Here is an 11,966-nt window from a genome sequence, read left to right on the forward strand (position 1 = left end):
AGCGGTCCACCGCCGGCGGGCGGCAACCGCCCCGATCCGGCCGACCTGACTGTCCTACCTGGACTTTCCTCACCGCGTGCGACGGCTGCCGGCGACGCCCCCTTCCGCATCGAAGCCGTGGCCTCACCTCGAACGGCTTGGTAGTTCACCCGTTTCGATGACGGAGGTTTCACCTCGGAAATCCGGGTTTCTCGGTCGCGGACGCCTTGCGCAGTGCTTCGACGGCATGCGGAACGGTCTCGTACAACGGCAGAACCCGGTCCATCCCCGCGACCAGCAGCGTCCGCCGGGCCGGCCGTTCCGTCGCGACGACGGCGAACCCGATCCCGGCGAGCTTCGCCCGGCGGTGGGCCTCCCCCAGCAGCGACAGCCCCGTGGACGCCAGGAAACCCACCGCGAGGTAGACCACGATCCCGATCGGGTAGTTGTTCAGCTGCGCCTCGATCGCGAGCCGCGCCCGGTTGGAGTTGGTGATGTCGATGTCGCCGCTGAGGGCCACGACCGCCACCCCGTCGTGCTCGACGGTCTCGATCTTCAGCTCTGACGTGCCATCGCTCTGTGCGCGCGTCATCGGACACCGCCGGTCATCCTGAACCATCCTTCTCGAGCAGCCGCTGATCCTGATCGCCGCCGTTGGCGCTCTTCAGGCTCGCACCGATCAACGGTTCGTGCTCGTCCAACGGCGCGCGCGACAACACAGCCGGGTCACCGCCACGAAGCCGAGGGGTCGTCAACGCGCTCAAGCCGACCGCGCGCCCCAGCAGCTGCGCCCGCGTCCGGTCGGCCGACCCGGTGACGACGAGCACGAGGCAGGCGGGCAGCACGGCGAAGCCACCGGCACAGGATGCCGTGCCGCACCGCCCGGACGCACCCGTCAGACCGTGATCACCACCTTCGCGCGGGCGTGTTCGGTCTCGACGTACCGGAGCGCGGCGGGCACCTCGGCCAGCGGGTACACCCGGTCGACGACCGGGGTGAAGGCCCCAGACTCGGCGAGGTCGCGCAGTGCCGCGAGCACCTCCCGGTCGGGTGCCGTGGTCAGGACGACCAGGCGGTCGCGGACGAACGGGGCCTGCAGCCTCGCCCTGACCAGGAGCGACATCGGACCTACGAGGCTGCCGCCGGTGAACACTCCCCCGCCGGACAGCACGATCGTCCCGCCCGGCGCGAGCGCACGTCGCAGCGCGGTCAGCGAGTGGTTGCCGACCAGGTCGAGGACGAGGTCGTAGCGCGTGCCGGAGCGGGTGAAGTCCGCCGCGGTGTAGTCGACGATGTGGTCCGCGCCGATCGACGCCACCAGGTCGACGTTCCTCGTGCTGCACACACCGGTCACCTCCGCGCCCGTGGACTTCGCTATCTGCACCGCGAACGTCCCGACGCCACCGGACGCGCCGTTGACCAGCACGCGCTGGCCCGGCTGGAGCTTTCCGGCGTCGCGCAACGCCGTCAGCGCGGTGAGCCCGGCCAGCGGTACCGCCGCCGCCTGTTCGAACGTCAGGGTGGCCGGCTTGGTCTCGACCAGGTCCTCCGACACGCACACGTACTCGGCGAACGCCCCGTCCGCGGCGCCGAGGTCGCCGTACACCTCGTCACCCGGCCGGAAGCGCCGCACGTCCCGGCCGACCGCCTCCACCGTGCCGGCGAAGTCGCGGCCGCGGATCTTCCTCCTGGGCCCGGCGAACCCAATCCCGGTGAGCCGCGCGAGGTAGGGGTCACCGCGCATCATGTGCCAGTCGTAGGCGTTCACGGAGGCCGCGCGCACCCGCACGAGCACCTCGTCGCCGGTGGCGGCCGGCGGCTCCACGTCGCGCAGTTCCAGCGCGTCCGGCGATCCGTACCGGTCTTGGACGACGGCTCTCATCGGTTCTCCCCCAGAGCGAGTACGGGCGCGACCACACGCGCGGGACGGCGGATGACCCACTCCGCGACGGCGAGGTTGACGAGCCAGGCGGCGAGCATCAGCACCGCCTTGGTGGGCTCGTCGAGCGGGCCGGCGAACGCGATCCACGGACCCATCGTCAGCGCCTGCGTGCTGGCGCCGAGACCGACCGCGAACCCCCGGACCATCCAGGCACGGTGCCCGGCGACGTCGCGGCGGCGGATCGCGGTGAACCCGAGGACGATGGACACCACCCAGGCCGTGCCGAACACCAGCCGGAAGCCGGTGAGCAGCGCGCCCACGTCGGCGGGCTTCGGGTAGAACACGGTCATCCACAGCCCGGACAGCGCCCCGATGAGTCCACAGAGGACCAAGAGCCGTCCGGACATCCGGTGCCAGCGGGGTCTGCGGCGGCGGAATCCGGGCGCGAACTGGAAGGCTCCGAGGACGCAGTACACGCTGACGGTGACCGCGTGCAGCACCACGGGCACGGGCGAGGCGAAGAACCGCGCGTTGTCCGGCGTGATCTCCGCACCACCGCCGAGCTCGGCCAGCCGGAGCACGCCGCCGAGCACCGGGACGACGCTGAACAGGACGATCGCGGCCGGGACGAGCAGGTCCCGCCGGGTCGAGTAGGTCATGCCCCAGATCGTGGCGCCCGAGGTGGGGTCAGCTCATCGGCAGAAGGGCCTCGATCATCCTGGCCGATGGTCGGGCGCGGTCGTCGTACTTTCGGCCGACTGCGGCCGGAACCCGCCCCGGACGCGCTTGGTCTCGTAGGCCCAGATCGCGATCTCGACCCGGTTCCTGGCACCGATCTTCGCCATCAGGCTGGCGATGTGGGACTTGACGGTGCTGAGCGTGATGTGGAGCTCCTTGGCGACCTCGCTGTTCGTGCGCCCGCCCGCGACGGCGGCGAGGACCTGCTCCTCGCGTTCGGTGAGCGGCTCGACCGGCTGCGCGGCGGGGCCGGCAGGCCCGGTGTCCGCGAACGTCTCGAGCAGCCGGGCCGTGACGCTCGGAGCGATCAGCGCGTCACCGGCGGCCGCGGCGTGCACGGCCTGGGCGAGCAGCGCGGGGCCGGCGTCCTTGAGCAGGAAGCCCTTGGCACCCGCCCGCAGCGCGGCGTAGACGTACTCGTCGAGGTCGAAGGTGGTGATCACGACGACGGCGAGCGGATCGGGGACGCCGGGCCCGGCGAGCAGGCGGGTGGCCTCGATGCCGTCGATCCCCGGCATCCGGATGTCGAACAGGCACACGTCCGGCCGCAGCCGCCTGGCCAGCTCCACGGCCTGCCGCCCGTCCGGCGCCTGGCCGACGACCTCGATGCCCTCCTGGACGCCGAGGATCATCGCGAGCCCGGTGCGGACGATCTCCTGGTCGTCGGCGACGATGACGCGGACGCTCATCGGGCCGCTCCGGTCAGCGGCAGCACCGCGGTCACGGTCCACCCCCGGTCCGGGTTCGGGCCGGCCTCGCAGCTGCCTCCGAGCAAGTCCGCGCGCTCCTTCATGCCGATCAGCCCGTGCCCCTGCGCCGCGGCACCGCGCACCCCGCCGGTGTCGCCGTCGTCGCTCACCCGCAGGTGCACCGACGAGTCGCCGACCGTGACGCGCACCTCGATGCGGGTGGCGTGCCGGGCGTGCCGGCGCGCGTTCGTGACCGACTCCTGGGTGAGCCGGTAGACGGCGGTTCCCACCGACCCGGGAAGGGCGTCGACGGGCCCGTCGATCCGCACGTCCACCTCGGGTCCCGGCGGTCCGGGGCTCGCGAGCAGTGCGACGTCGGCGACGCCGGGACTCGGCGCCAGGTCCGCGGAGTCGTTGCGGCGCAGGGCTCGCACCATCGTGCGCATCTCGGTGAGCGCCCGCGACGCCTCCGCCTCGATCAGCGTGAGCGCCTCGATGGCCGCCTCCGGCCGCGCCGCCGCCGTCGCGAGCCCCGCCTGCGCCCGGATCGCCATCGCCGAGACGTGGTGCGCCACCGTGTCGTGCAGGTCCCGGGCGAGCCGCTCCCGTTCCAGCAGCTTGACCTGGTCGAACTCCCGCGCTCGCGCCCGTGCCCGGTACCGCACCGCGGCCCCGAGAGCGCACGCGGTCCCCAGGACCGCTGTGCCGGCCACCGCATCACCCGCGCTGACGAACCCGAGCACCGCCGACAGCCCGATCTTGCCGAGCATCACCGCCAGCCCGACCACCGCCTCGCGCCCCGACCCCCACCGGAACAGCGAGAAGGGGAACAGCAGCATGAACACCATGACGTTGAGCTCCGGCTCGCCCCAGAACACCAGCGAGGCGACCGCGGCCACCCCGAACGCCACGACCACCGCCATCAACGGCCTGCTCCGGCGCACCAGCAGCAACGGCAGCAGCACCACCGCCACGACCAGCGAGCCGGCCCGCGTGTCCAGACCGGACCGCAACACCGCCTCGAGCACCGCGATCAGCAACAGGACGAGGACGAGCACCCGGTCCCGCCAGAGCCGCACCACCGCGGGTGCCGGCCGGGGCTCGTCCCACACCGACCGCAGGAGGGCGAACATGGCCACATCGTACGAGAGCCGCCCCGCGCCCGGTCATCCCGGAACGCGGGCCACCGCTGCCAGGGTGTCGCTGTGGTCCATGACGGCGAACAGCGCGTTGGTCAGCGCGGTCTGGGCACGCACCGGCTTCGAAGGCCGACGCAGCAGCGCTGACCGCCTCCACTCATCGAGCTCCAGGGTCTCCACCGGGGCCTTGACCGCGATGCCGACGTTGTCGACCACCGCCCGCAACCGCCGCCTGGCGCTCGCCCATCGGCCGCCAGCCGCTGGGCCGTCGCACGCCCGATGCCGGTCGACGCTCCAGTCACCACCACGAGTTCGAAAGGTGCGGTCGTCATCGTTGCCGTTGCTGTCTTCTCCGGTCGGTTCACCTCACCCGAGGTCCACTGCGGAACGCGGTGCCGACAGCCCCGGATCGTCCTGGTACGGCCAGTACCACAACGCGACCGGCGCGGTGCGGGACACTGCGGGGAACCTGCCGATGCCCGCCCGGCCGGTCAGACCTGGCAGACCGGGCACCACCAGGTCTCCCGGCCGTGGGCGGTGAGATCGGCCGGCCGGAACGAGATCGGTGTGCCACAACGCAGGCACGGACGCCGCGCCCTCCCGTAGACCCAATGTGGAGGTGTCGACCTGCCGGTGGTGTTCTGCTTCGGGTTCGCGTGGACCGCGTGCCGCAACCGCCGCCGGGCGTCGGTGAGCAACTCCTCCAGGCCGGCGACGGTGTCCGCGGCCCGCCACGGGTCGACGCGGTGCAGGAAGAGCAGCTCCTGCGCCCACATGTTGCCCAGCCCCGCCACCCGGCGCTGGTCGAGCAGCGCCGCCACGACCGCCTGTCCGCCGGCCGCCGCGACCCGTTCCGCCGCAACGGCGATGCTGTCGGCACCCGTGGTGTCCGCACCGAGCAGGTCCGGGCCGAGGTGTCCCATCACCGTCCGCTCGTCACGTGTCCGCAGCACGGTCAGCACCGGCAGCGCGACCCCGACGATCGTGCGGTCGTCGTCCAGCCGCAACGCGATCCGCAACTGCGACAGGACCCGTGCGGGCAACCGCTTGTGCGGGCGCAACACGGACCAGGAACCGGTCATCCTCAGGTGCGAGTGGACGGTCAGGCCGGCATCGGTGCGGGACAACAGGTGCTTGCCCCGCGCGCGCCATTCGAGGATCCGTTGCCCGGCCAGGTCGACAGTGGCGAACCGCGGATGCCGGACGTCACTGTGGACGATCAACGCCCCGGCGGTGGCGGTGTCGAGCCGCGCCGCGATCCGCGCCACGGTGTCTCCCTCCGCCATCGCCCCATCATCACCCACCCCGACCGGCACGGCAGACCGAGCCGAAGCCCGCGAAGTGCGATCCTGGCCCGATGGCCGAGCCGGAGCACACGCCAGACGGGCACTTCGTGATCATCAACGGGCGGCGGTGGCGGGCCACCGACCCCGACATCCCGCCCGAGCCGGCGGCCCGCCTGCGCAGCCTGCTGATGACCGCCCGCCGGGACATCGCCGCCGCCCAACGCACCCAGGACGCCGAGCTGGAGCGGGACGCCCGCGCCAGGGTCCAGCTCGCCAAGGTCGCTCTCGGCGAGCGCGGCACGCCGTGGTGGGAACAGACGGCGGACGAACGGCGGCAGCGCTGGCAGGACGGCCTGGACGCGCTGGAACGGTGACCGGCCGGGGGCAGGGGCACCGCGAACGCGACGCTCGTGGAGCAGACGCCGGCACAGCCCCGGCGGCGTCCTCGACCGGAGCTGGGCGCGGTCAGGTGCGCGGCTTCAGCGCGCTGGGCGGCGCGCGTGCCGAGCGGGCTGCGGTCGGTGCAACCGCTGGCCCCGCATTCGCAGGCCCACCGGTAGGGCGCCGTGGTGTTGCCGGGAACCACGTCCCGCCCGGTGGCCTCCGCCCAGAGCCTCCCCTGCCGGGCCGCGACGTCGTTCTCGAACGCCCGCTGCCCGGCCAGTGCACGCCCTGGTGCGAGCCTGGCGACGACGCCGGGTTCGAGGGCGGACCGCACGGCGTCGTACGTCGTCAGCCAGTCCGGGTGCTCCGGCACCTCGACGACCGGGCGACCTGTGGCGGCGGCCTCGCTGCGGACGAGGTCGGCGATCACGGTGTCGCGGGCGACGAGCCGGTCCAGGCGGCGCGGATCGGCGTCCGGCCGGGAGACGCGTGCCGCGCGCGTCCGTTCTGGCGTGGGAACCAGGAAGACAGCGCTTCCCGCGGGCAGCGGGGTGGCCATCGACGGCAGCAGCTGCGGTCCCTCGACCAGCACCGGCACGGGTTCGGTCGCTCGGGCGCGCACGTCAGCCAAGACGAGTGGCAGGCGGGCGTGCGCGGTGGCGACGAACGCCGCGGCGGCGTGTTCGGGGTCTTGGGCCAGTTCCTCGTCGAGTGTCGTGCTCGCCGGGGGAAGGCGCTCCTGGTGGTCGTAGGCCCACATGTCCACCGGGTGCAGCGGCAGGTCGAGGTGCCGGCTCAGCAGCCAGGCGATCGTCGACCTGCCCGCTCCCTGCGCACCTCCCAGCCAGATCATGGCCGGCCACGAGACGTCCCCCACGAACCCGACCACACCGACGCCGCACGGGTGGTGCTCCCCGGTCATGAGATCCGGGAGGCACCACCCGTGCGGGTTGTCAGCCGGTCCGCCCGGTGGGCGGATGTCGTCGGGTCAGGAGCACTTGCGCCCGTCGTTGACGCACTTCACGATCTTGGCCATCGTCTGCTCGGAGTTGACGTTGGCGAAGTCGTTGTGGTCGGAGAACGGGTTGTGGTTCTCCTCCGGGAACGCGTCGAGCTGGTACTGGCCCTTCTGCTGGACGTCGCGGGAGATGTCGTAGGAGATGCTGATCCGCAGCTGCGGGATGGCCTTGAAGCCCTGCGGGCAGGCGCCGGTCTGCTTGTCGGCGAACCGGACGTGGTCGCGGTGGTTGGCGCTGTCGGCGTTCTGACCGTCCCAGCAGCCCGCGAAGTCGTGCACCCGCATGACCTTGCTGCCGCTGGGGCAGACCACGTACTTGTCGGACAGCCGGTCCTCGAAGCCGCTGCAGGTCCACGTCGCACGGGCGTTGGCGGGGCCGCGGCTGGTCGGCTTGGCGTCGCCGGTGACCATCTTGAGGAACTTCGGCATGGCCGTGACCTTGCTGGTCGCGTTGCCGCGGTACTCGATCTTCACCTGGGCCGGCCGGACGATCTTGCCGACGTTGCCGACGAGCTCGAGGTTCTTGCCGGTGGGAGCGGCCAGGGGCGGAGCGGTCGTGGTGGTGGCACCACCGTTGTTGCCGCCGTTGTTGTTGCCCCCGTTGTTGTTCCCGCCGTTGTTGTTCCCGCCGTTGTTGTTCCCGCCGTTGTTGCCGTTCCCGTTCCCGTTGTTCCCGTTGCCGTTGTTGTTGCCGCCGTTGTTGTTGCCGCCGTTGTTGTTGCCGCCGTTGTTGTTCTCGCCACCCTCGCCGTTCTCGCCGCCCTCATCGCCGTTCAGACCGCACTTCGCGAGGCGCTCCAGCCCCTGCGGCTTCTCGGCGCCGCGGCCGATGGCGATCGCGATCCGGTCGAGCGTGGCGGCCCGCTTGTCCTTCAGCGGCCCGAGGATCGCGTTGTCGACGAAGTTCGCCCCGCCCTGGCCCTTGCTGGTCACCAGGCGCTGGTTGGCTTCGGCAATCTGCTTGTCCAGCCCGTTGAGCTCGCGGTCCACCTCGTCGAGAGCTTGGTCGGGCACACCGGGCAGCGCCTCGCGCACCGACGGGCACTTGATCGTCGGCGTGGCGGCGTCCTGCTCGGCGCCGTTCTGCTCGGCCTGCTGCAGAAGGCCCTCACCGGCGAACTTGCGCGGCTTCGAGTGGTTGCCGTGGCCGCCGCCGTGACCGCCGTGGCCGAAGCGCACGTCGCAGTCGGCGAGCGGGGTCAGGTTCGGCTTGCGCCCCGACCGGCTCATGGCGGTGGCGATGCGGTCGAGCGTGGCGGCCCGCTTGGCGCGCAACGGACCCAGAACGGTGTTGTTGACGAAGTTCGGGTCGCCGGGGTTCTGGGCGCGTGCGACCCGGTCGTTGGCTTCCCTGAGCTGCTGGGCGAGCTGCTGCAGGTTCTTCATGATCTCGTCCCGGACCCGCTGGGGAATGGCGGGCAGCCGGTTCCCGACGCCGGGGCAGGCGACCTCGCCGGGCTCCTCGATCTTGTCCGGCGGCACGGAGGAACCCGTGTTGGCCTTGGGGTTGATGCGCACGACCGGCCAGAAGTACGACGAGCGGTCACCGTTGCGACAGGTGGTCTCCGCGTCCTCGAGGCTCTCGTCGGACGAGTCGGCGCTGATGGACAGGTTGCCCACGAAGTCGTGGACGTGCTGGGCGCCGTGCTGCAGCCCCGGCTGGGCGACCGGGTTGTCGGCGCTGAACTTGCCGTTCTCGTTCGTGCCGCAGTCGACCGTGAACACGCCCTTGGCGCCGTTCTGGCCGACCTTGGGCGTGACGACGTTCTTCGCGACCTGCTCAATGGGCACGAAAGCGCTGCGTGGCGCCGGTTCGCCGTCCTTCGCGGCCAGTGCCACGGTGGCGGTACCCGCAGCGACCACCGCGACCGCTGACAACGAAGCGATCAGACGGAACTTCCGTCTGTCGGCGGCTTCACGGTGCGTCATACGTCCTCCTGGAACATGCGGTCCATGACCCGGAGTACGTACAGAAGCGCGGAGCGGCTCAATCTTGGTTCAACTTTTACGGGTTGCACCTGCCGCAGCGGCATGTGCTGTGCTTGGCGGACCACAGCAGGAAAGGTTTCGTTCGCAATGCATCTGTCCTTCACGTCGCCGCGTCAGGTCAAGATCGGTGATGCCGCCGCCTTCGCCGGAACGACGCCGCGCGCCATCCGCCACTACCACCAGATCGGCCTGCTGCCCGAGCCCGAGCGAGGTGCGGACGGCCGCCGCCGTTACGGCTACGACGACATGATCCGTCTGCTGTGGATCCGCAGGATGGCGGAGGCCGGCATCAAGCTCGACGACATTCGCACCGCGTTCGACGAGACCCAGGACATCACGGACAGCCTGAGCCGCCTGGAGGAGACCCTGGCCGCCCAGGAGGCCGACATCCGCCGGCAACGCCTGGCCGTCCAGCGCCTGCGAGCCGTGGGCAGCCCACTCGGACTGCTCTCGGACCTGGTGACCGACCGGCTCAGCCACCTGCCCCCTGACGCGCTGCGCCCCGCCGACCTGGAAACCCTGCTGGTCACCGAACGGATCTTCGGCCCGCCCGCCGCCGCCATCCAGGCCAGCACGTTCATCGCCCTGGCCACTCACCCCGACCTGCGCGCGGAGTACGACCGCCTGGACGCCGCCGAGGCCGCACTCGACGACGGCGTCGAGCCGGACGACCCGCGGGTGGAAGAGCTCGCACTGCAGCGGTACGCCCACCTCAAGGCCGTGGAGCGGGCCATCGAGGCGGCCGGGCTGGACGCGGACGACGAGGAGCTCTTGGAGATGGACGTGGAGGAGGAAGACAGGCAAATGAGCGCTTACGAAGCGTTCACCAAGATGCCGTACGACTTCTCCCCCGCCCGGATGCGCTGCGTCGTGCGCGCGGGACAGCTGCTCGGCGAGGACCTCCCGAGCAGCTGACGCTGTTAGTGTGCGTGCGTTCCTCCACGGACTGGAGCGCCGGCCATGAAGTACACCGTCTCGCTGGAGATCGCCCTGCCGCGGGAGAGGGTGGTCCAGCTGCTCGCCGACCCGGAGCAGATGCCGAAGTGGCTGCGCGGCCTGGTGGTGCACGAGCCGCTGGACGGGGCGCACGGTCAGGTCGGCACCAGGTCACGTGTGGTGCTGAAGTCGGGACAACAGGAGTTCGAGGCGGTGGAGACGATCACCCGTCGTGAACCTGCTGTCCTGCAGGGGATTCCGCAGGACGTAGTCGTCCACTTCGAACGCGAGATCGTCGGGAAGGGCATGTGGAGTGCCACTCGGGACCACCTGTCGGAGAGCGGTCCGGAGAGGACGCTCTGGGTGAGTGAGAACGAGTACCGGTTCGACGGTGTGGTGATGCGGCTCGTGGGGTTGCTGATGCCCGGCACGTTCCGCAAGCAGTCGCTGCGGCACATGGAGGACTTCAAGGCGTTCGCGGAAGACGGGAAGGACGTCCGCGGCTGACCGGACGTCAGGCGCAGGCGCGCCTGTGTCGGAGATTCGGCGGAACTCGCTTGCCGATCTTGCTACGCTTGTCGCGATGAGCACCTACTGGAGCAGATCGGGGGTCCCGTTCACCAAAGGTGAGTGCTGATGCACCTCCGAACCGTGAATGGACACTCCCGCCTCACCCTCTGGTCGCACGTGCGCAAGTTCGCCGTGCCGACATCGATGATCGAGTCCGCCACCGCCCGCCGTGCCGTGGGCGACTGGGCCGGTGCCTGCGCCGCGGCGCGGGTCGACATCGACCTGGACCTGCGGACCGTCAGACGAACGAGCGGCTCGCAACTCGCCGCGATGGTCCGCACCGACCTCCGCCACCTGGTGCCCGACCTGCTGCGCTGGCACTTCCCGCGGATCCGCCCGGACGGCCTGCTACGCCCCGGCCTGACCGTGTCGCTGGCCCGCTGTCCGACTGCCGACGGGGCAGCGCACCTCGTCGCGCGCACCCCGCCGGCCTGGGCCGATGCCGGGCAGCGGATCAGCCTCGCGCTCTGGGATCCCGGGCGGGCTCGGAGCGGGCGGGCATCCGCATCCCCGTCCGGACCGGCGGTTCCGCCTCGACCTGCACCGCCACCTCTGGGACGCGCGCAGGACCGGTGAGCTGCGGGACCGGTGCGGGGCCGAGCAGTGGACCGCCGATCCGGGACACGGCCGCGCCGTGCACAGGTGGGCGGCCGAGCCGCGCTCCTGCGCGCCGACGGGCCCGCGGACGGTCCTGTCATCGTGCGGCTCGGTGCGCACCGCCGGGTCGTACTGGGTCGGACCGGCCGGCGCGCGTCGCCGGTGCTGCCCGACGCGGCCACGTGGACGTTGCCGGACCTGGAGCTGGTGCACGCGGGGCTGATCGACGCCGACCGCCTGCACCCGTCGGTCGCGGCCGCGCTGCTGCCGGACCACCGGCGCACGGCCGCAAACGCCGACAGCACAACAGGTCCGCGGCTGGTCCTGTGCCGTGGCGCCACCCACCGCATCGGGGTGGTGGACGGCCTACTGGTCGCGCTGGACCACGACGCCGACGAGATCCGCCGCGAGGACCTGCTGGTCGCGTTGGGTGGCACCGCGCTGCCCTGTCTCGAAGCGATCGGTGCCGCGCACCGGCATCCGGACAACCTCGACGACGTCCGCGCGCGGCTGGACCACGGTGACACCGCCGGTGCCCTCGCCGCCGTCGAAGGCCTGCTCGGGCCGGACGCGCTGCTGCCGGGCGGGGCGTTGCACGACGAGCTGGAGGACGCCGTCCACCGCAAGGTCCTGCACGGCCTGTACCGCGCCGGGCTCAGCACGACCGGCCCAACTCCGTCCAAACAGGACGTCCGCTACCTCACCGGACGCTGACCTCTCGGCCGGCTCACGACCCCGATCACACACCCAAGGTGACCA

At 71.5% G+C, this 11,966-nt stretch carries 15 protein-coding genes; 4 read left to right on the forward strand and 11 right to left on the reverse strand.

Annotated elements, in window-relative coordinates; genetic code table 11:
• Positions 1–169: 169 nt before the first annotated feature.
• The 11 genes from BBK82_RS42675 to BBK82_RS51190 all read right to left on the reverse strand — a co-directional run bounded on the left by BBK82_RS42675 (position 170) and on the right by BBK82_RS51190 (position 8,993).
• Complete coding sequence (locus BBK82_RS42675) at positions 170–571, reverse strand: STAS domain-containing protein (RefSeq protein ID WP_065920000.1); 402 nt, start codon at positions 569–571, stop codon at positions 170–172.
• Positions 572–584: 13 nt separating this feature from the next.
• A complete protein-coding gene (locus BBK82_RS42680) occupies positions 585–824 on the reverse strand; it encodes a hypothetical protein (protein ID WP_065920001.1) in 240 nt (79 codons plus the stop codon).
• Between the two features lie 50 nt (positions 825–874).
• Positions 875–1,861, reverse strand: a complete 987-nt coding sequence (locus BBK82_RS42685; protein WP_065920002.1) for an NAD(P)-dependent alcohol dehydrogenase — start codon at positions 1,859–1,861, stop codon at positions 875–877.
• Positions 1,858–2,520, reverse strand: a complete 663-nt coding sequence (locus BBK82_RS42690; RefSeq protein WP_065920003.1) for a DUF2306 domain-containing protein — start codon at positions 2,518–2,520, stop codon at positions 1,858–1,860. The genes BBK82_RS42685 and BBK82_RS42690 overlap by 4 nt, the downstream gene beginning before the upstream one ends.
• 54 nt (positions 2,521–2,574) lie before the next feature.
• Positions 2,575–3,288, reverse strand: coding sequence for a response regulator transcription factor (locus BBK82_RS42695; protein WP_065921817.1), 714 nt, complete (start codon positions 3,286–3,288; stop codon positions 2,575–2,577).
• Positions 3,285–4,421 (reverse strand): sensor histidine kinase, encoded by a 1,137-nt coding sequence (locus tag BBK82_RS42700; protein ID WP_065920004.1) that lies wholly within the window; start codon positions 4,419–4,421, stop codon positions 3,285–3,287. Before BBK82_RS42700 ends, BBK82_RS42695 begins: the two co-directional genes overlap by 4 nt.
• Before the next feature lie 33 nt (positions 4,422–4,454).
• Positions 4,455–4,643, reverse strand: a complete 189-nt coding sequence (locus BBK82_RS53320) for a hypothetical protein (protein ID WP_065920005.1) — start codon at positions 4,641–4,643, stop codon at positions 4,455–4,457.
• 150 nt (positions 4,644–4,793) lie between these two features.
• Complete coding sequence (locus BBK82_RS51180; RefSeq protein ID WP_154697836.1) at positions 4,794–4,943, reverse strand: hypothetical protein; 150 nt, start codon at positions 4,941–4,943, stop codon at positions 4,794–4,796.
• Positions 4,919–5,713, reverse strand: a complete 795-nt coding sequence (locus tag BBK82_RS42710) for a DNA-formamidopyrimidine glycosylase family protein (RefSeq protein WP_065920006.1) — start codon at positions 5,711–5,713, stop codon at positions 4,919–4,921. The genes BBK82_RS51180 and BBK82_RS42710 overlap by 25 nt, the downstream gene beginning before the upstream one ends.
• Before the next feature lie 10 nt (positions 5,714–5,723).
• Complete coding sequence (locus BBK82_RS51185; RefSeq protein ID WP_065920007.1) at positions 5,724–7,019, reverse strand: hypothetical protein; 1,296 nt, start codon at positions 7,017–7,019, stop codon at positions 5,724–5,726.
• Between the two features lie 66 nt (positions 7,020–7,085).
• Positions 7,086–8,993 carry a DUF1996 domain-containing protein gene (locus BBK82_RS51190; RefSeq protein ID WP_170068061.1) on the reverse strand — a complete coding sequence of 636 codons (1,908 nt, stop codon included), beginning with the start codon at positions 8,991–8,993 and terminating at the stop codon, positions 7,086–7,088.
• Between the two features lie 198 nt (positions 8,994–9,191).
• Between BBK82_RS51190 and BBK82_RS42725 the strand changes: the two genes are divergently transcribed.
• The 4 genes from BBK82_RS42725 to BBK82_RS53330 all read left to right on the forward strand — a co-directional run bounded on the left by BBK82_RS42725 (position 9,192) and on the right by BBK82_RS53330 (position 11,921).
• Positions 9,192–10,019 (forward strand): MerR family transcriptional regulator, encoded by an 828-nt coding sequence (locus BBK82_RS42725; protein ID WP_065920009.1) that lies wholly within the window; start codon positions 9,192–9,194, stop codon positions 10,017–10,019.
• 45 nt (positions 10,020–10,064) lie between these two features.
• The gene (locus BBK82_RS42730; protein WP_065920010.1) at positions 10,065–10,547 is read left to right on the forward strand and encodes an SRPBCC family protein; all 483 of its coding nucleotides are present in this window, start codon (positions 10,065–10,067) and stop codon (positions 10,545–10,547) included.
• Between the two features lie 129 nt (positions 10,548–10,676).
• A complete protein-coding gene (locus BBK82_RS53325) occupies positions 10,677–11,186 on the forward strand; it encodes a hypothetical protein (RefSeq protein ID WP_218920517.1) in 510 nt (169 codons plus the stop codon).
• Between the two features lie 66 nt (positions 11,187–11,252).
• The gene (locus tag BBK82_RS53330; protein WP_218920518.1) at positions 11,253–11,921 is read left to right on the forward strand and encodes a hypothetical protein; all 669 of its coding nucleotides are present in this window, start codon (positions 11,253–11,255) and stop codon (positions 11,919–11,921) included.
• Positions 11,922–11,966: the final 45 nt, after the last annotated feature.

It is taken from the genome of Lentzea guizhouensis, from assembly GCF_001701025.1.
Taxonomy (GTDB): Bacteria; Actinomycetota; Actinomycetes; order Mycobacteriales; family Pseudonocardiaceae; genus Lentzea; species Lentzea guizhouensis.

Bases quoted from the DNA above. Each gene is read 5' to 3' on its own strand.
- BBK82_RS42675 (WP_065920000.1), bottom strand. From the start codon at position 571: ATGACGCGCGCACAGAGCGATGGCACGTCAGAGCTGAAGATCGAGACC.
- BBK82_RS42685 (WP_065920002.1), bottom strand. From the start codon at position 1,861: ATGAGAGCCGTCGTCCAAGACCGGTACGGATCGCCGGACGCGCTGGAA.
- BBK82_RS42690 (WP_065920003.1), bottom strand. From the start codon at position 2,520: ATGACCTACTCGACCCGGCGGGACCTGCTCGTCCCGGCCGCGATCGTC.
- BBK82_RS42695 (WP_065921817.1), bottom strand. From the start codon at position 3,288: ATGAGCGTCCGCGTCATCGTCGCCGACGACCAGGAGATCGTCCGCACC.
- BBK82_RS42700 (WP_065920004.1), bottom strand. From the start codon at position 4,421: ATGTTCGCCCTCCTGCGGTCGGTGTGGGACGAGCCCCGGCCGGCACCC.
- BBK82_RS42710 (WP_065920006.1), bottom strand. From the start codon at position 5,713: ATGGCGGAGGGAGACACCGTGGCGCGGATCGCGGCGCGGCTCGACACC.
- BBK82_RS51185 (WP_065920007.1), bottom strand. From the start codon at position 7,019: ATGACCGGGGAGCACCACCCGTGCGGCGTCGGTGTGGTCGGGTTCGTG.
- BBK82_RS42725 (WP_065920009.1), top strand. From the start codon at position 9,192: ATGCATCTGTCCTTCACGTCGCCGCGTCAGGTCAAGATCGGTGATGCC.
- BBK82_RS42730 (WP_065920010.1), top strand. From the start codon at position 10,065: ATGAAGTACACCGTCTCGCTGGAGATCGCCCTGCCGCGGGAGAGGGTG.
- BBK82_RS53325 (WP_218920517.1), top strand. From the start codon at position 10,677: ATGCACCTCCGAACCGTGAATGGACACTCCCGCCTCACCCTCTGGTCG.